This window comes from Roseivirga spongicola (assembly GCF_034376045.1).
GTDB lineage: Bacteria > Bacteroidota > Bacteroidia > Cytophagales > Cyclobacteriaceae > Roseivirga > Roseivirga spongicola.
Genome location: NZ_CP139724.1, coordinates 2,047,315 through 2,066,648, shown reverse-complemented (window position 1 = coordinate 2,066,648; position 19,334 = coordinate 2,047,315). Strand labels below are relative to the sequence as shown.

Annotated in this window: 14 protein-coding genes and 1 other RNA gene; 5 read left to right on the top strand and 10 right to left on the bottom strand. The window is 40.7% G+C overall.

Annotated elements, in window-relative coordinates:
- Window positions 1–108: 108 nt before the first annotated feature.
- Entirely contained in the window at window positions 109–2,607 is a 2,499-nt protein-coding gene (locus T7867_RS09115; RefSeq protein WP_322300112.1) for an ABC transporter permease, read from the top strand.
- Between the two features lie 3 nt (window positions 2,608–2,610).
- Here the strand turns inward: T7867_RS09115 and T7867_RS09110 are convergent, their stop codons facing one another.
- From T7867_RS09110 to T7867_RS09095, 4 genes are all read right to left on the bottom strand, one after another.
- On the bottom strand, window positions 2,611–3,474 hold the full coding sequence (locus T7867_RS09110; protein ID WP_322300111.1) for a lysophospholipid acyltransferase family protein: 864 nt from the start codon (window positions 3,472–3,474) through the stop codon (window positions 2,611–2,613).
- Window positions 3,475–3,514: 40 nt separating this feature from the next.
- Window positions 3,515–4,396, bottom strand: coding sequence for a lysophospholipid acyltransferase family protein (locus T7867_RS09105; protein ID WP_322300110.1), 882 nt, complete (start codon window positions 4,394–4,396; stop codon window positions 3,515–3,517).
- Window positions 4,397–4,450: 54 nt separating this feature from the next.
- A complete protein-coding gene (locus tag T7867_RS09100) occupies window positions 4,451–5,272 on the bottom strand; it encodes an alpha/beta hydrolase (protein WP_322300109.1) in 822 nt (273 codons plus the stop codon).
- Between the two features lie 63 nt (window positions 5,273–5,335).
- Window positions 5,336–5,551, bottom strand: coding sequence for a hypothetical protein (locus tag T7867_RS09095; protein WP_322300108.1), 216 nt, complete (start codon window positions 5,549–5,551; stop codon window positions 5,336–5,338).
- A gap of 222 nt (window positions 5,552–5,773) precedes the next feature.
- Here T7867_RS09095 and T7867_RS09090 point away from each other — a divergent pair, with 222 nt between their 5' ends.
- Entirely contained in the window at window positions 5,774–7,954 is a 2,181-nt protein-coding gene (locus T7867_RS09090) for a helix-turn-helix domain-containing protein (RefSeq protein ID WP_322300107.1), read from the top strand.
- Window positions 7,955–7,981: 27 nt separating this feature from the next.
- Here the strand turns inward: T7867_RS09090 and T7867_RS09085 are convergent, their stop codons facing one another.
- From T7867_RS09085 to ssrA, 5 genes are all read right to left on the bottom strand, one after another.
- A complete protein-coding gene (locus T7867_RS09085; protein ID WP_322300106.1) occupies window positions 7,982–9,922 on the bottom strand; it encodes an Eco57I restriction-modification methylase domain-containing protein in 1,941 nt (646 codons plus the stop codon).
- Between the two features lie 5 nt (window positions 9,923–9,927).
- Window positions 9,928–10,668, bottom strand: coding sequence for a hypothetical protein (locus T7867_RS09080; protein ID WP_322300105.1), 741 nt, complete (start codon window positions 10,666–10,668; stop codon window positions 9,928–9,930).
- A 32-nt stretch (window positions 10,669–10,700) separates the two neighbouring features.
- On the bottom strand, window positions 10,701–11,819 hold the full coding sequence (locus T7867_RS09075; RefSeq protein ID WP_322300104.1) for a hypothetical protein: 1,119 nt from the start codon (window positions 11,817–11,819) through the stop codon (window positions 10,701–10,703).
- Complete coding sequence (locus tag T7867_RS09070; RefSeq protein WP_322300103.1) at window positions 11,816–14,152, bottom strand: sensor histidine kinase; 2,337 nt, start codon at window positions 14,150–14,152, stop codon at window positions 11,816–11,818. The genes T7867_RS09075 and T7867_RS09070 overlap by 4 nt, the downstream gene beginning before the upstream one ends.
- Window positions 14,153–14,293: 141 nt before the next feature.
- Window positions 14,294–14,662: a transfer-messenger RNA gene (gene ssrA / locus T7867_RS09065) on the bottom strand.
- Between the two features lie 293 nt (window positions 14,663–14,955).
- Between ssrA and T7867_RS09060 the strand changes: the two genes are divergently transcribed.
- The 3 genes from T7867_RS09060 (at window position 14,956) to T7867_RS09050 (ending at window position 18,312) form a co-directional block, all read left to right on the top strand.
- Window positions 14,956–15,732: a DUF1206 domain-containing protein gene (locus T7867_RS09060; RefSeq protein ID WP_322300102.1), complete on the top strand. Its 777-nt coding sequence runs from the start codon at window positions 14,956–14,958 to the stop codon at window positions 15,730–15,732.
- Window positions 15,733–16,507: 775 nt separating this feature from the next.
- Window positions 16,508–17,623, top strand: a complete 1,116-nt coding sequence (dnaX, locus tag T7867_RS09055; protein WP_322300101.1) for a DNA polymerase III subunit gamma/tau — start codon at window positions 16,508–16,510, stop codon at window positions 17,621–17,623.
- Window positions 17,624–17,796: 173 nt separating this feature from the next.
- Window positions 17,797–18,312, top strand: a complete 516-nt coding sequence (locus T7867_RS09050) for a hypothetical protein (protein ID WP_322300100.1) — start codon at window positions 17,797–17,799, stop codon at window positions 18,310–18,312.
- Here the strand turns inward: T7867_RS09050 and T7867_RS09045 are convergent.
- Window positions 18,309–19,256: a DUF3078 domain-containing protein gene (locus tag T7867_RS09045; RefSeq protein ID WP_068225198.1), complete on the bottom strand. Its 948-nt coding sequence runs from the start codon at window positions 19,254–19,256 to the stop codon at window positions 18,309–18,311. The two genes, T7867_RS09050 and T7867_RS09045, sit on opposite strands and share 4 nt — an antisense overlap.
- Window positions 19,257–19,334: the final 78 nt, after the last annotated feature.

Sequence of the window (19,334 nt, the reverse complement as noted above, 5' to 3'; positions counted from 1 at the left end):
CATTTTAATACGACATACAATTTCCAACAGGCCTAAATCAGTTATTTAGGCCTGTTTTTCTTTGGCATATTCCTTGGCTAGCAAAAGCCGAACTTATTAAATTCAGCTATGCTTAGAACCATGTTCACAATTGCTTGGCGCAACGCCATTCGCCACAAACAATTCGCTATCCTCAATATACTTGGGCTAACCATAGGCATTACCGCCACAGTAATAATCGCGCTGTACGTGATGAACCAGTACAGCTATGACAACTTCCATAGCCAGGGAGATAGAATTTATAGAGTGAACCAGCCCATGATCTGGGGAGACTGGAATGAGCCCTTCGCCTCCACTGGTCCGAATTTAGCTATTGCATTAAGGTCTGATGTGCCCGAGTTTGAAGAAGTAACCAGAGTTCATACGCCAGGGGAAATGGCAGTAAGCTACAGACCGGATACCGGCAACCCTGTTTCGTTTACAGAAAGTAAAGCATTTGTTGCAGAGCAGAACTTCTTTGAAATATTTGACTTTAAGGCCAGAAATGGAAGCTTAGAAACAGCTCTGGAGCTACCGGGTAACGTGGTGGTCACTGAAGAAACTGCCACTAAGTACTTTGGTACAGAAGAAGCCATAGGAAAAACACTTTTGGTAAATCAGGGAACGGATGTCAAAGCATTCCGTGTAACGGCTGTTCTAGAAAGTATTCCAACCAATTCACATATACAGTTCGACATGTTGCTTTCCATGACTTCATTTGATGATATAAAGCGAAGACAGCATCAGTGGATCTGGACAACCTTTGTAACCTATGGTTTAGTGGCCGATGGGGTGAACATTGAGCAGCTTGAGCAAAAAATCCAGTCTATTCCTCCAAAATGGGCAGAACAAGAAATACAAAATGTTTTTGGCCAGAGCTATGCAGAATATACCAAAGACAAAGCTTGGACTCTAGAACTGCAGCCCTTAAGCGAAGTTTATGTGTACTCTCCACCTTCGGGTAACCGCATTGGCCCTAGCGGCAACATTCTATATATCCAGATTTTTTCAGCTGTAGGCGGACTTATTCTACTCTTATGCAGCATCAATTTTATGAACCTTTCTACAGCCAAATCGGCTAACAGAGCCAAAGAAGTGGGTATTAGAAAAGTTCTGGGATCGGAGAAAAGAACACTTATTCAGCAGTTTATCTTTGAATCGGTTTTATATGTTGCCGTAAGTACAGTAATAGCTTTAGTGGTCACCGAAATCTCTTTAGATGGTTTCAACCTAGTGGCCAATACAGAATTGAGTCTTTATGAATACGCCACCAACCCAAATGCTATCGGGCTAGTGGCTGCTTTTATAATTATACTAGGCGTGGCTGCCGGAAGCTATCCAGCCTTTTATCTATCATCCTTCAGCCCTATGAAAGTACTCAAAGGAAAATTAAGCTCTGGTTTTAAAGGAAGCATGCTAAGGAACACTCTTGTAGTGGTTCAATTCACTATTTCCGTAGCGCTAATTATAGCTACCTTCTTTGTGCAGAAACAGCTCAATTATGTTTCCAACGTAAATTTGGGGTTCAACACAGAAAACATTTTGCAAGTCCATAATATGGAAATGCTAACTAACGAGCAGCAGCAAACGCTTCAAGATATGCTTGTTGCCAATTCGGCAATTGAACAGGCCGGTATATCTGATCTTATTCCACCCAATGTTTGGAATGAGGACAAATACAAAGCTTACGGCCCCGACACCGAGGTGGTGACATTGAACAGGATCAGAAGTAACGAAGAGTATATCGATTTGCTAGACCTAAATTTTCTGGCAGGTAGAAACTTTGACAAAACCAGAGGCACTGACCAGCGCAAAGTAATACTGAATGAAGAGGCTGTTAGAGTGCTTGGTTGGGAGTACCCGATTGACCCAGACAATTCGCCCATTGGCCAACATATTACCTTCCCTAATAGCAACGAGGCCCTCTTTGAGGTAATTGGGGTAGTGGAAAACTTCAACCATAACAGTGTTCGTTATGAAATAGGCCCACTCCTCCTCATTCATCAGGAGAACGACATCATGTGGAAGCACAGCAACAACTACCTATCCGTTAGGCTGAACAATCAAATTGTGGCTAGTAAATCTTCGTTGGAAAATAGCCTTAAAAGTATTGAAGAAAGCGTGAAGGAAGTAGATGCCACCATTCCTTTCGAATACTCATTCATGGATCAGATGTTCGAAGCAAACTTTAGAACTGAACAGAGAATGGGCCAGATTCTGAACATCTTTACGGTGATGGCTTTAACCATTGCCTGTCTTGGTCTATTTGGGCTTTCGGCATTTGCTGCTGAGCAAAGAAAAAAGGAGCTCGGTATAAGAAAAGTACTCGGAGCCACAGCTCAACAGATCATAAGTTCTTTCACTAGAGAATTCTCAATTCTGATTATTGTTTCTATTGTAATAGCCAGCCCATTGGCCTATTTCTTTACCAAAAACTGGCTCTCCAACTTTGCCTATTCAACACCAATTGAGGTCTGGGTATTTGTGCTTGTTGGAGTGGCATCAATAATAATAGCTTGGCTAACTATTGGAGTACACTCGTTCAACGCAGCAAGACAAAACCCTACGGAAGTTTTACGAGACGAATAATTCTTATTGATTGGAAGCAGTATCTGCTTGCTGTCTGTTGTATTTCCAGCGTTTGTGAGACCAGAGATAATCTGCCGGATTTCGGTTGATGGCTTCTTCTAAAAGCTGGGCATACTTTTCAATTACCGCAGGTGATTCAGCGTAAGGCGGCTGCGCTATCGGTCTAAAAGTCACTTCATAATGCCCTTTAGATACTCGTACCGTATCGGAAAAGTAAACAGGGTAATTAACAGAACTAGCTATTTTCTCTGCTCCTACATAAAAGGCAGACTCTTGGTTGAGAAAGTTGACCCAGCGCTTCTCCGTCCCCATACTAGGTATCTGATCGGCTATCATACCGATCACCCTAGGGACATTTTTCCTTTTTATGATCTCTCTTAAAGCAGTGTCTTTAGGTATTGGCAAACCTCCATGTCTAGTGCGGAGTTTGTGCATAATGCCTTGATAAGACTCTTTTTTGATCGACTTAAAAAGGAACTCCATAGGGTAACCGATCTGCTGACTTATTGCATGTGCAGGCCACTCCCAGTTGGCTACATGGCCCGACAGCAACAAAATAGGTTCGCCCTTACTTAAGTGAGCCTGCAGTACTTCTGGGTTGATTAACTTACAGCGTTGTTCCCAATCTTTTTTCTTGAAAGAATATGACTTAGTGAACTCAGCAAAAACCTCCATAAATTGAAGATAAAATTGCTTTTCTATCTTCAACCTATCTTCATCGCTCAGGTCTGGAAATGATTTCTTGATATTCTCATGAACAACACCTCTTCTGTATTTAAGCACATAAAATGCAAAATAGGCCGTCATTCTGAACCAGAAATAAATCCACCAAAACGGCAGCCAAGAAGCAATTTTTACAAAAATCATCGTGTTAAAAGTGGTGTTTATTAACCATTAAAGGATGGGCTTAGTTCTCTCCTGATTTGGCCTGTTCGTTAATGGTTGGGTCTTCAGCTTTGGTATACTTCCACCTTCGGTGAGACCATAAATATCCTTCAGGTTGCTTTCTTATATTCTGCTCCAAATGTTGGGCATAAGATTTAATAATACCTGTATGCTTTTTGGAATAAGGCGGGGTAGCAATCTCATGAAATGTACATTGATACCTACCACGACCGATTCTCAAGACTTCCATAAAAAACACTGGACTTTGAGTAGCAATCGCAATTTTTTCAGAACCCTGATAAAAGGCGGTTTCTTTGTTGAAGAAATCTAACCATTGTTTATCTGTTCCTCTTGAAGGTATCTGATCTCCAATAATACCTATAACCCGAGGTTTATCTTTATTCTTCAGAATATGCCTGATGGCCTTGTCTTTAGGTAGACCAGTTCCACCATGCTTTTCTCTGAAAGTCAATAGCGACTTATCTACTCCATTATTTTCCATTGGCCTGTAAAGAAACTCTATAGGCACATTGAGTAAACTCCCCATAGACAGAAAAGGCCACTCCCAATTGGTCATGTGACCATAGGCAACCAGAACGGTTTTTCCTTGTTCTATGTACCCTCTCACCTTTTCTGAACCTCTCATCTCAACCCGCTCTTTCCAGTCATATTCGGTAAAACGATAGGCGTAAATTGCCTCTCCCAGAACATACAAAAACTGTCTACCAAATTGATTAGCCGTTTTCTTCACCTCTTTTTCGGTGAACTCAGGAAAGCAGGTTCTAATATTGTCTTGAATGATAGATCGCCTGTAGCCAAACACTTGAAATCCGAGAAACCAGAGAAAATCGGCAATCAGGTACACCAACCATTGAGGAAGCAGGGAAATGATTTTAAAAATCATAGGGAATTAATTCTGCGCAAATATAGCAGTTGATCGGGGCTAGTAAACCAAAAACTACTTGTCGTACAGCCAAAGTAGGGCTTCTTTCAGCTCTGCTCTCCAAAAACGTTCGTTGTGCTCGCCTTTAGGGTTAATCTTAGAGGTCATTTGATCAGCATAGCCTTGTTCCTTGAACAGTGCTAGCATGCGATTATAACTATCCATCATCATCGGCCCTTCCTTTCCACCCATGTAGAAGAACAATTTAACATCAGAAGATAGTTTGAACCCTTTCACTTGTTCAAAAGCTCCTTCGCTATACCAATAACTTGGAGAGAAAATTCCTGCTTTACTGAAATATCCAGCATACTGGAACATAGCGTAATGTGAGATAAGTCCGCCCATTGAGCCTCCCATTATTCCTGTGTGCTCCCAAGAAGGTAAGGTTCTGTACTTTTTGTCTATGTAAGGTTTTACCACACGAACAATGAAGTTCATGTATTCATTGCCTTCTGCCTTACCATACTTTTCATGGTCCCAGCCAGCCATTTCTTGCGTTCTGTGTTCTGCTCCATTGTCCACTCCCACTACAATAAGCTCCAGGCCATGAGACTTGTAAAGGTCGTTCAACACTTCATCTACACCCCATTCTCCAGCAAAAGAAGTCGCATCATCAAACAGGTTTTGACCATCGTGCATATAAAGCACTTCGTAATCTTTCTTTGTGCTCGAGTAGTTAGGAGGAAGGTAAACTCTTATTTGACGCTCTCTTTCCATTCTAGGAAAATGAAGTGGAGTTTCTATGACCGTAACATTGGCTGTAGCTGTGCTTTTAGAGTCTTGTGCGCGAACAGAAATAACAGCAACTAAACCTAACAGGAAGAGAAATTTTCTCATGCTTAATGGATTTCAAAACGAAGCACGAAATTAAAGATTATATCAACTTTTGTAGAATATTAGTTAGAATCGCTCCCAGCGCTGCGCATCTTGTTTCCGCTTCATCTCCCCAGAATCTATCATTTCAGTCAGCCTTGGGTTTTGCTCGGCATTTTTAGAGGTAAGGTGCCAGTAACCGCAAATATCGCACTCGTAGACATTCTGAGGCCCTTCATGAGGAAGAAAGCCCTTATAGATGTGTTGGTCAATCAGGGCGGTTTCAGCCAAGTCTTGAGACATATATTGGTATTTCCCTGTCGAACACTTCATAGTACAAAGGTAATGGAGTTAATGGCTAACTATATAAATGATAACAGCCAAAATAGTTCAGAAAAACCATGCTCATTGCCATTAGGCTCAAGTTCTTTTTCATATTTGTAGTGTATAATTTATGCCGAAACCCACTTTCGGTGATTAACCAAGATGTTTCTATCAAGAAGCATCGCTCAAAATAATAAACATATGCGCCATGAATTGAGCGACATAGCTAAGCTCACAGCAGAGTTCATCAATACTACCGACAGGCACGTTTTCCTAACCGGAAAGGCCGGAACAGGCAAAACCACCTTTCTCAAATACATAGTTGAACACACTCACAAAAAAACTATTGTTGCAGCTCCTACTGGCATTGCGGCTATCAATGCTCAAGGAGTTACATTGCATTCCTTATTACAGCTTCCTTTTGGTGCATTTATTCCAGAAAGAGTAATTCCGCCCGATGTAAACGCACAGGTCACCACGCTTTACAACTTGTTTTCAGGCCTTCGTTTCAATGCAACCAAGCGCCAACTGATTAGAGAAATGGAGCTACTCATCATTGATGAAGTGAGTATGCTGCGGGCCGATTTACTAGACTGCATCGACCATATGCTTCGGTATTTGAGGAAGCGAAAAGACGTTCCGTTTGGAGGGGCTCAATTGCTATTTATTGGCGATTTGCTTCAGCTTCCGCCAGTAGTAAAAGACAACGAGTGGAATGTTTTGAAATCTCATTACAAATCGTCTTTCTTTTTTGAAGCCAAGGCACTCAGTAACCAATCACTTATTCATGTTGAACTAGAGAAAATTTACCGCCAGAGCGATGATCAGTTTATCTCAATACTCAACAGGTTCAGAGAAAATACTCAGACCCATGCCGATATTGAGTTTTTGAACGGGTACTACAAACCCAATTTTAATGAACAAGAGTCTGATGGTTTCATTCATCTGACAACCCACAACAGAAAAGCTGACAACATTAATAATGAACGACTTCAGGCTCTAGAAGCTAAGAGTCATTCCTTTCAGGCAGAAATTACAGGCGACTTTCCCGAAAACTCCTATCCTATCCCCAAAACGCTAGTTGTTAAAGAAGGGGCTCAGGTAATGTTCATTAAGAATGACCCTTCGGGCGAAGCCCAATTCTTCAACGGTAAAATCGGGCATATTTCTTCCATAAGCTCAGGGACTATTAAGGTGAAATTCGGTGATGGCAATGAAGTGGCTGCTCCACAATATACTTGGGAAAACAAACGCTACTCGTTGAACAAAGATACCAATGAGATCGATGAGAAAATACTGGGTAGTTTCACCCATTTCCCCATTAAGTTGGCCTGGGCAGTTACGGTACATAAAAGCCAGGGACTTACCTTCGAAAAGGCCATTTTAGACCTTTCAGGAGCTTTTACCCAAGGTCAGGTTTATGTGGCGCTTTCCAGACTTACCTCACTCAACGGACTGGTACTTTCTTCAAAAATACCTCTGGAGGGCTTCGATATTTCAAGGTCGATGAAGGAGTTTGCGGAAAACCGACCAAGTAAAGAAGAACTCAACAATAGACTTACCAAAGACCGCAGCGACTACCTCTACCAACTCATCTCTAAGCATTTCAATTTTGAGGAACTGGCGCGAATATTCAGGGCACATGTGTTTAGCTTCGACAAGCAAGAGAACAGATCGCTTAAGCAGCAATTTTCTGAGTGGACCAACGAACAGGCCAAGCCAATTTTAGACATGGTTCAGGTAGGCAAAAGCTTTCAAAGCCAGGCTTACTCTATCATTCATAAGCAAGGGGACATGAAGCTTTTAGCCGAAAGGGTTGAAAAAGCAAAAGGGTATTTCTCTACAATTTTGACTAACGCCTTAGACTCCATTAAGGCGCACGATAAAAATCTGAAAGACAAGACCAGACTCAAAGCCTATCGAAAGGAGCTGAAGGAGCTTCACGAACAACTCTTTAGCAAACAAATGGCTATGCTCAGGGCCAATCTGTTTATTCAGTTTATGGCCGAAGGTAAAACCCTCACTAAGCAAGATGTTCAAGATGTACTGAAAGAGGTAATTATTCCCAAAACCGAGAAAAAGAAAGACAAAACGCCAACGGCCGAAGTAAGCTTTGAGCTGTATAAGCAAGGTAAAACCGTAGAAGAAATTGCAGAAGAACGTGGGCTAGTGTCTTCCACTATTGAAGGCCATCTTTCTAAATACATTGAAACTGGAGAAGTAAAAGCCACCGATTTGGTAGATGAGCAAAAGCTTAAAAACATCCTCAGCCTAATCACCCCAGAAACCACCACCTTAACAGAAATCAAAAGCCAATTAGGTGATGAGTATACCTTTGGAGAAGTGAGAATTGCAATGACGGAGTGGAAGAGAAGGAAATAGATGCGTAAAAATAACAAAAATCACTTCTTATGATTCGCTGATACTATTCAAATAGCTATCTGGAAGCATTATCTCATATTTGGATTCTAAGTATTCATCAATTGATTCTTGATCTGTCATCGATAAAAGTTCGTTCCTTTCATGATTTGTAAATTGGTATACGCCAAAACGTTGTAAATACCGCTTTCCCATAGAGTAATAGTCGTTATCATACGGGCGACTAACATGAGACAGGTAGAACCAGAAAAGCCTAGAATTAAGCACTTTTTGTACAACTCTGAGATCCTCCTCTTTGTGGGAGATTACTGCAAACCCATTGTAAAAAAGGAGATCTTCGTTATCAGTGTAGACAAAATAAGGTTGGTTAGAAATATAGGGAAAAAGTAATTTCTTCCCTCTTAAATTGAGTGCCTGATTTCTGCCAAATGCAAACCAATTCTCATATTCCTTATTTGCGTTGTCTCTCTTTGCCAGCTCTTCCTTATGGAATACCAAATATTTATATGCATACGGAAAATTTTCTTGAAAATAATCCTCCTTGAAAAGACTCAAAACCGGGTTTTGAGTTTCTGGAAACAAAGTTCCTTCTGGATAAGTCAAGTGATAAGGAAAAAGTAGGTACTCGAGTTTTTCGTCAATATCTTCCTCAGACTTCAGAATATTTGGCTTTACAGCCAGTTTGCAGATCCCCTTTTCTATCCCAAATTCCTTTTCTTCTAATTTGACATAAAAAAACTCCTCATCTTCTCTATTGGCCCTAATTAAGTAAATCTTATTTCTTAGAGTGGCAAACCCGTTGCGAATATCAAAACATTGTCCAAGCTGTTCACCAATTGTCTCAATTTTCAAAACCAATGCTGAAACCTTAGCTTCATCCAATAGCCATCCTCTGTGGTTATCCAGTCTATTATAAGGAATTGAAACAAAGTGTCTTTCACCTAATTGCTGAAGCCTTCGACTTTCAATTTTGATGTATTCAAGATGATCAGATCTCCTATTCTGTATGATGCATATACATGTATATGTCGTACGCCTTTTGAATATCTGCTCTCCTCCAAAGTCGATTATCCTTAAGTCATACAGTGCTTGTGAAATATAATTCCTGAGTCCAATTCCATTCAGACTTTTATAGAAGGTATTTACTGAGATAAAGCCCAAAACTCCACCTTCAATCAAAAGTTCTAACCCTATTTGAAAAAAAGGAATATATAAATCTGCCTTTCCTACACTAGCTACATCCCACTTCTTTAATTCCTCTTTTGTCTGAGCATCTAACTTAACCGAACCTACATATGGAGGATTGCCAACAATAGCATCGAAGCCTCCATTGATTCTTATTTTATCGCAATTGTCATCCCACTTGAACTTTAGCGCATCACCAACGAACAAGTTCCAATTGTAGGTTTCTTCATCTTCGCCATTTTGCAATGCAAGCGCAGAAAGCAGTAACTTGGTTCTTTTGATACTGTATGCCTCAATATCGAGACCGAAAATATTATCTTGAAAAATGTCTTTATAATCCTTGCCAGTTCTTGCCTTGAGTTGTTGAGTTAGGGTAAAAAAGAAGCCTCCGCAACCGCAAGCAATATCTCCAAATGTAGCAAAATTCAAATCCCTGCCTGATACCTCAAGTCTATCTATAGACTCGGTAACAATATATTCTCTTATTTGATTAGGAGTATATACAGCACCATTGACCTCCTTATCTGCTGGAGAAATAACAAACTCAAAAAGCTGAATTAGGTCTTCAATTGTTAATATTTCTCTCTCCTTCCTGACAAGACCAATTAGGTGCTCCAGCTTACTTCGTTCCTCATCATCTTGCTCCTTTATGTAATGATCGAGAAGTAACCGATTGTTCCGAGGCTGAATGTTATTGAACTCATAAAACAGGGACATTATGAGCTTATCAACCAAGTTGGTTGTATCGGAGTATTTTGCTAGATATTCATAAACAGATTTATGCATATCAATTACAAAATTTGAGGGCATATTGCCTTTACATCCCAGTCGTAATTGGCTTCTCCATAACCTGTCCAAATTTTAGCCATCGAATGGATGTAAGGCCTCCAAATACTTTTTTGACTTTCCTTTACACAGTCGTAATATGGTTTGACATCGCAGAGCCTGTTTCTAAGGTCACCAAGAAAATTTGAAAGAACAAAATCAATGCCTAACACTGCATCTAAGGGAAGATGCATTAACCTTGGAGTATCAAGTACTAAATGTGTTCCATAGTTACCGTCAGGAAGTCTCAACTTTTGCCCCCCATACTGAAAGTGATATATCGGATGTGCTTCCTTAGGCTGTTTACTCTTATCATCGGTCAAATGACGATCCAAATGCCAGCTATTGAGCATAGCAGTACCATCTTTCCTTTTTCCCTTAGAAACAACATTCAACTCAAGATGAGAATATGGATCTTCGGCATAATCGTTCCTGAGATAATTGCCAATTACAATCGCTGAAACAGATACGCTTTCACAACTTGCCTCTTCAGGATAAACCCCCTTTGCTTTCTTATCCTTAGGAATATTGAAAACGATGTTTGCGATTTCATAACCCCATGTCGTAGCGGTATTAATTTTCACACCTTTCACCACTGGCATCGGCCCATTCTGACATTGATTGGCTGCATCATCAAAGGGCTTTTTAGTTGTTATGGCCTGATTGTCTAAAAGAGCACTACCAAACTTTCTTAGTTGGTCCGCCATTTCCCTTTTGAACTTTTTCTTACCACTCTTATTCATTCACCACCTGTCGTTTTCAGCTCATTAACTCGCTCTTTTTCTAATTGATGAGGAAAAAGATTGTTGGCTTTACTTTCAACGTCAAGAGCCGCTTTGATACTCATACTTAAATTATCTTGCCATGGCAAAGGCTCATTTTTTGTTTCAGCGCGAATTGCGTCTATTGGATCCAAAGGGAGTTGATAAAGTGCACATATAGTCCAAAACTTAGTCGCGTATTCGCGATCTAGTGGTTCGGCAGCATTAAGTCCATTAATATTGGTTGCACTTGTAAGTTGACTTGCCCTTTCTTGAGCATCTAAAAAGGCAAGATTGGATTTACAGGTTTTTCTCCACCACTGATCAACAAGATGCCACCACCAACGGTCCCAACCTTCATGAAAAGGACCTTTGTATTTAAGCTGATTAAACTTCGTCTCAATTAGTTCATTGAAGCCTGGAGAGTCATCTTTTAAACCCAACCTAGCAGCTAATACTTTCCTATCAATCAATGGCCCCGAAGTCCATATCATTTCTCTTAAAATAAATCGGGCGTATTCATGTACTGGTAACCTACCAGTCACTTCACCAAAGTGCTCTGTAAGCCTCACATCCAATGGTTTCAATTCCTCTGCTGAGAGTTGGAACATTTGCTTTAATTGAGGTCCACGACCTCCCATTTTGGCCTTGATTTCTGCAATGTGTTTGTAACCTTTGGCGAACGCGACCAATTCTTTAGCAACAACCTCTGAGTTATCGACTAAATCCTCTTCCTTCAAGTACTTACTATCGAACAAATCATGCCCAGTGCCATCCTTGTTATATGACTTTTTGAGTTTTGCATCTGTAGAACAAACAACGATCGGAATATCAGTTAACGTTCCTTCTGTCGCTCTTGTCCTTAACTCCTGTGCTAAAGTGAATGCTCTATACTCAGCCTCTGATTTTACATCTAATCTTAAGTCTAAAATCAGACCATCGTATTCACTAGATCGCAGCCTTTGAATTTCCTCTCCAAAGGACTTGGGTAACTTCAGATCAATTTCAAGTTCATCATCCTCTGAAGAAAGAAGCTCAGGAATATGACGAGTTAACTCCTCAATCTCATCATCTAGATATAGGTACTTGATACTCATGTATTTTCTAAATCTTTTTCGGTGGCCTCAGGAAGCTCTATTCTAATATTGGTGCTATAATCAGAAGGGGCATCAACAACTTCTATCGACCCATCATAGGCATTAATAATATCCTTAACTATTTTGAGTCCAAGACCAGTTCCTAAGATTTCATCTTGCTCATCCGCAAAATGTCCAGCTGATGTTGAGGTTGTAAAAAAGGGTTCGAATATGCGGTCTCGATTCACTTCAGGGATACCATCTCCATTATCGAGGAACTCGAGATAAACCCGCCTATTTTCTTTACCAATTCTTAGCCAAACTTTACCGTTATCAGTTTTAGCCCTCTTTATAGCTTTTAATGAATTCGTATATAAGTTGAAGAGAATTGTGGCCCACTCTGAAGAGTGCATTGGGACGGTAAATAAATCCGCACCATTAATTTCAGTCTGTTGAATCTCAACCTGGTTTAAACCAGAATCTAGAGAAACAACTTTGAAGAATTGTGAGACTACCAAAGGAACCTCCTGAGGCACTAATTCTCGGGTAATATTTTCCGAAATGGCTTTATCAAAGTATGAGGTGTAAGTCCTTAAAGTTCTTACATTATCCAATAAGCCAGCAATCTTATTTTGATACTCATTGTCCTCCTTATACTTCTTTGAAAGTAATTTTGTAGAAGCATTTATTGCCGCCAAGTAGTGTCGTATCTCGTGGGTAAAAATTCCGATTGACAAGCCCAAACTTGCAAGAACCCTGAGAATTCCCGTCTCCTTGAATTGAAGGGAGTCTTCAAGTTCTTGTTCGGCAATGACCTCGTCAATAGTGTCAACGGTTCTTCTGATTTTCTCATTTTGGTCAATCAGTCGATCCGTAATTTCCTCTTTGGTCTTTTCCGTATAAGAATCCGTTTTTACAGCTTCAGCCTCTTTTTCGAGTTCTTCCTTTAGAGCCTTTAGTTTTCTTACTGGTTTATCAGCCTTCCCTTGCCAATTTTTTTGGCCAGAAGTGACCTTTATATCTCTAGCATGTCCGATACGGATGACTCCTGTGATTATACTACGATAAACCCAGTCTTTCAATTCTTCAAAACTTGAAGTATCAAGTAGCCCTTCTCGACTGGAGGTCTCTTGGAATTTTTCTCCTTCAGGGTCATAAACTTCTACAAATCCAAAGAAATTGTTATTGGCATGTCGTGCCAATAAAGTCCTTTTTCTTTCCGATTCATCCAATTCTATCCAATCATCACCAAACTCTCCATAGGGCAGTACGCGAAAACCATTTCTATATAACCGAATACCTCCAGCAGTATGTGAAAGCTCTCTAATCTTACTTAACTGCTGAGTAGGAATATAATCTGAAGTATATAAAAAGTAATAAGCCTTGAAGCTTACATTACGCAAGTGCCCATACCCTAACTCAAATTTATCCTTTTCCGCACCCAATTGAATCATCTCATCTATTTCAAATCTTTTACTCTTAATTGAGAGCAGACTGTGTCCATGATCATCAACAATTCCTTCAAATACAGCAACAGAATAGTCGAAAATCATGCTTTGCTCATCAGCAATGGCAATGGTTTCGGAACCATCTTTCTTAAATAAACTGGCTTTAAACCCCGGGTCTAATGTTTTAGAGCTTCTTTCTTTCTCTTGCTTAATTCTTTCTTTGGATAATGGGAATGGCTGAATCAATGCCGATATATACCGAAAAACGCGTTCAATACTTGCTATTGTCCACTTGTCCCTTAGACCTTCAATGGTTAGAGTTGTTCCAAAGGCTCGATCTGATTCGAATTCTTCTATCTGATTGTTAATTGTCAACAAATCTTGATCTCCTTTATAAAGAGACCAATCTATCGTCACCTTTACTGCTGTGGGCGAACCCTCTTTTCTAGAAATAATGGCCAATCTATTACCCAGCCTTTGAACTGCAAACCGTCCAATTCCTTTCCGTCCAGCACGATTTCGTTTGTACTTTGGCGATTTGGGGTTGTGGACTTTGTCAGTTGAAGAAATCTTCATGAAGCCATCAATCAACTCCTCGCGAGACATGCCAATGCCATCATCGGAAATCTCGAGAGTGCCACCTTCATAGTCAGAATCCGAAAAGGTCAAGTCGACTTTTTTGGCATCTGCGTCATATGCATTTTTGACCAACTCAGAAACAGCCGTTTCCTTTTTCCCAACCAATTCTCGACCTAATCTGTCAATAACACCGGCATCGACAGAGAACCTAACGTTCTTCCTATCAAATCTGGAAAGCATGGAAGACAACTCAAGAACCTTTGAATAGTTCTCTGGTTCCGTCTCAATGGTCTGAGTTAGTAAGCGTCTAATTTCCGATTCGGTCATTTTGGAAGGTGGATTCTGAAAGCAAATGTTTATCAAATTAAGTAATTGTAAGCATAATAGCCTTAGGCAATTTTAAGTTTTACCCTAAACCATTCAATAATGCTTAACCAAAAATGGGTCTCCGAGGAGACCCATTTTTGGTTGTGGAGCCGGAGGGATTCGAACCCTCGTCCAGATAAGGAACACTAAGTGCCTTCTACATGCTTATTTGCTGATTAATTTTCGAGTTTGTTAAGGACAGCAACCACCCTAATCCAAACCTTATCCGCGATTAATTTTGCGCAAATGTCACGACAACCACTTACGCTAGTTCTGCATGATGATGTCTCATATTCCCACCCGGCAGAACGAGGGGTGAGAGAGACACATTGCTATCTAATACTAATTAGGCAGCAAGGGCGTATTGTCTTTCGCCAATTAAAAGGATGAAAGTTTTATTTAAGGGAAATACTAACAACTCCCTGCATGCTTACACTCGCATTGCACATACTGTCAATTCCAGTCGGCCCCATATGTTATAGCTCCGAAAGATGTTCGGAACAAGTTTGCCTTACGCAAAAGGACTACAAATGTAAGGCCTTTTTTGTTCCAAACTAGCATTCTTTAAAACTGTGCAAACCATATTATAAGCTGCTATTTACTCATGTCAGCTTCATTGTTAACATATACAGACTCAAGAACAAATGAATCAAGAATCAAGTTAATCTCACATCTAAGGTTTTAATTCAACATTATTGAGTTTAACTAATCGCCTTCAGCAATAGGTATTAGATTTTTTAAATGATATTTCAATAGTCAATAGAATGGCCAAAACAACCACCATACTTGCTCAAGCAGGACTCGGCACTAAAGGCATTGTCTATATACTTATGGGTATTTTAGCGGCCTTTACCATTTTTGGAATGGGTCAAAAAGCTGACAGCACCGATGTACTGCTCTTTATTTCTCAGCAGGCCTTTGGTAAAATACTACTGGTGGCTGTAGGCGTTGGCCTTGGCGCCTATTCGCTATACAGATTTTACCAAGCCATTAAGGGCACTGACGATTGGGGAAATGATCTAAGAGGACTAGGTGTTAGAGCAGGATTTTTTCTTGGCGGGTTTATGTACAGTCTCATCACCTTTTCGGCCTTTAAAATTTTTCTTAGGGGCAATACAGACAACCAACAAACCTCTTTACTTATTGAACAAGTATTAGACTTGCCTTATGGACGAGCTATGCTTTACATTGTTTCTGCCAGCATTTTGGGTCGAGCCATTTTCGATGCAACCATCGGTTGGTCCAAGCTCCATAAAAAGAAAATCAGTGATGATAAGCTAAATGAAACTGGAAGAAAAGTACTGACCAGAGTAGCGCGCATTGGTTTCAGCGCAAGAGCCATTGTATTTGCCATCATTGCCTTTTTGATCTTTAGAGCAGCCTATTTTCTAAATCCCGATGAAGCTGGGGGAACTAAGGAGGCCTTTTCTTGGCTCCAAAACACATTGGGAACAGTCGTGTTTTCATTCATTGGCTTAGGATTAGTAGCCTACGGTTTCTTTATGCTTATCAGAGCAAGGTATCCTCATATGGATATTTAGAGGTCGATGGGAAAGGAGATACCGCTTCTACGAAGCTCATATCAGTTTGTGCCCGTAATTATTACATTAGGCTACTCTGTAGCCAAAACTTAACCGAGCCATTGAGATCGGTACGAGTGAAATGTCATAACCAGACTCGCTGGAAAGTGATCCTAGCTCCAGGGGAGTGACATTATCTTACTAATGTTCTGCTACAGCCTTAAGAGCTTCCTTATGATCTCACTTGGCCGATCTCTCCATAGAGTCGAGATGAAAAAAGGGAAAGCTTTTTTTCACCCCGACCTTTGCGGAGGGGTCTGCCTGAAAAAAACTTGGCTGATCTTTCGGCTGTGTTCAAGATGGGAAAAGAGATACTGCTTCTACGAAGATCACATCAGTTTGTACCTATGATTATGACATTGAGCCACTCTGTAGTCAAGACTTCACCAAACAACTAGCTCGGTGCGAGCGAAATGTAATAACCAGACTCACTGGAATGTGATCCTAGCTCCAGAGGAGCGACATTATCCTGCTAATATCCTGCTACAGTCATAAAAGCTTCCTTATGATCTCACTTGGCCGATCTCTCCATAGAGTCGAGATGGGAAAAGGGAAAACCGGCCTTTGCGACCTCCGCGCACTTGGTGGTTTTTCTTTTAAGTAGTTTGTAAGAAACCGGATAGGGATTCCTCCCTATAGCTATCGAGACGGGAATGACGAGACTGAGAGTTGTTTTTTTATTAAACTTTGAACCTAGAACTTCGAACTTATAGGTCAAGATTTATATCTTGCGGCAATGGAAAAATTCGTTGTCTCGGCACGGAAATATAGGCCGGTTGGTTTTGAAGAGGTTGTAGGTCAAGAGCACATTACTACTACCCTTAAAAATGCAATTGACAATGAGCAGTTAGCTCAGGCACTGCTTTTCTGTGGTCCAAGAGGGGTTGGTAAAACTACCTGCGCAAGAATAGTGGCCCGATTAATAAACGAACAATCCATTGACAATCCGCTTTTAGGCAACGATTCTTTCAATATCTATGAGCTCGATGCTGCCTCTAATAACTCGGTAGATGATATCCGAAACCTGATCGATCAGGTGCGTTATCCTCCGCAGCAAGGCAAGTATAAGGTATACATCATAGATGAGGTTCACATGCTTTCTAATCAGGCCTTCAACGCGTTTTTGAAGACTCTAGAAGAGCCGCCTTCTTACGCCATCTTTATTCTAGCAACTACGGAGAAGCACAAGGTAATTCCTACCATTCTTTCTCGTTGTCAGATTTTCGACTTCAACAGAATTGAGGTGAGTGACATCTCAGGTCAGTTGAAAATGATTGCAGAGAAGGAAGGTATTGAAGCTGAAGATGAAGCGCTTAACCTAATTGGTCAAAAAGCTGATGGTGCTATGAGAGATGCACTTTCTCTTTTCGACCTTATTGTGACATTCTCACATGGAAAGAAGGTTACCTACACAGCTACCATAGAAAACCTGCACATTCTGGATTATGATTATTACTTCAGAATGACTGAGGCTTTAATGGCTCAAAACACCACGGAAACTTTATTGATTTTCGATGAGATTCTGAAAAAGGGTTTTGATGGTCATAACTTCATTATTGGACTGAGCAGCCATTTCCGAGACCTAATGGTAAGTAAAGACAATGCTACCATTCAGTTATTAGAGGTTTCTGATGTGGTAAAAGCTAAGTACCAAACACAGTCGAACGCAGTTCCGATGTCATTCCTACTTACTGCATTAAATATTGCCAACCAGTGCGATATTCAGTATAAAGGAAGTAAAAACCAGCGCTTACATGTAGAGCTAGCACTATTGAAGATGGCGCACCTAACAACTGCCCTTCAACTGGCTGATGTGAGCGTTTTGGACGACTCATCAAAAAAAAAATTCTAGAGCAGTCTGAATCTAAGAAGTCAGAAGCCGAAAAGAAAGAAGCTGCCCCAGCTGCAGAGTCGAAAACTGAACCTGAGCCAAAGGTTGAAACCAAAATTCAAGCTACTCAAGATTCAGAACCTAGCTCTCCCACTCCTCCACCAGCACCTGCTGCTTCGGAAGAAACTCAGCCAGTGGCACAACCCACCACCAGAAAGGTTAGAAGGCCAGGATCGGGTAAAACCATGGCCATTCCCTCCGACCTTAACTCTTTGAAGGCCGCTATGCAAAAGCCAGTGGAAGATGATACCGAAGAGGAAGAAGTAGTGGTTGGCACCCTGAGAGAAACTCCTTTTACTGCAGAACAACTCGATGAAGTTTATAATAAGTTTGTAGAGGAACGTGAGAAAAGAGGCCTCCAGCATGAGCTACTCATCTTAAAAGAGCCTTATACTCTCAAAGATAAACATGTGATTATCCCAATTGCCAACGAGGCCTTAGAACCTACTTTTGAACGCTTTAGAGCAGATTTACTTCAATTTCTAAGAGACGGATTAGCCAACGACAACGTGACAATCAGTTCAGAAATAAGGCAAATTGAAAAAGGCAGAATGCTTTACACCGACAGAGAGAAGTTTGAGCATCTTAAATCAAAATACCCTGCCCTGCGTGATCTTCAAGAAAAGCTTGGGCTAGACCCAGAGTTCTAAAACTTCAGAATAAAGCCAACCGTGATTACATTCTTGAGCTGAATATCCCTACCCCGTGTACCATCAGACCGAGTTACTTTGACGTCATCGTCATAAATGAGCTGGGTATTAATTTTTGACTGAATAAAGTCATTCACTTTTAGGTTTAGGCTTGCTTCTACGTTCACTACTGTATTCGGGAATTTCTCATAGTTTGAGAAGAAGTTGTAATTGGTTTCAAACTCTACATTCTTCATCAGAGTTTTCTTGAAAGAACCTATGAGCGAAATACCAGCCTCAGATCTAATCCTTTCACCAGCTGCCACACCAAAAGACCCTGCTGTTGCTAAAGAGTCATTCAGAACAAATGTAAATCGACCAGCAAAGGGTGCCAACGTAGCTGTTAACCCCCAGTCTGTGGGCTTATAGGTTAAACCCAGCGAAGCCTGAAGGTAACCTGGCGCCATAAAGTCTGAGATGAGTACTCTTCTCTTTTCAGATTGGCCAGAAACCGTTTCTAACTTCACCCCTTCATCCATTTGAGTCCTAAAGTTGATAGTGGCGGTCATCAGTATTTCCTGACTCATTTTCTGGCTATACTTAGAGTTCAGAATAACTGCATCATCCGTTTTCTCAAAGCGATTAGAGTTATCTCCGTTTCTGATAATACCGTAACCAATCTTGAGCTTATTTTCCCAGACCACCTCTTCTCTCTCGTAGTTGGTAAAACCTTCTACAATGCCTCCAATAGCCAAAGAAGAACTACCTCCGGCTGCCCAGTTGGTAAGCCCTACCTGCTGGATATTTAGGTTGAAGTTTCCACCATTTTTCCAATAAGTAATAGTGTCTTCAGGGTTAATGATCTCTGGACGAGGCAAAAGTGTAGAATCGGCTTCTTGTTCTTGTGCCCAAGCCAAGTGAAAACAAAGAAAGAAGGAAAGAAATAGAAGAGTCTTTTGAAACATTCCTAAAAATCTGCTGCAAATGTAATGGAGTAAATTAAAGGGCTGAAAAATAGCAGCGGCTTTTTGACCACTGGTGAG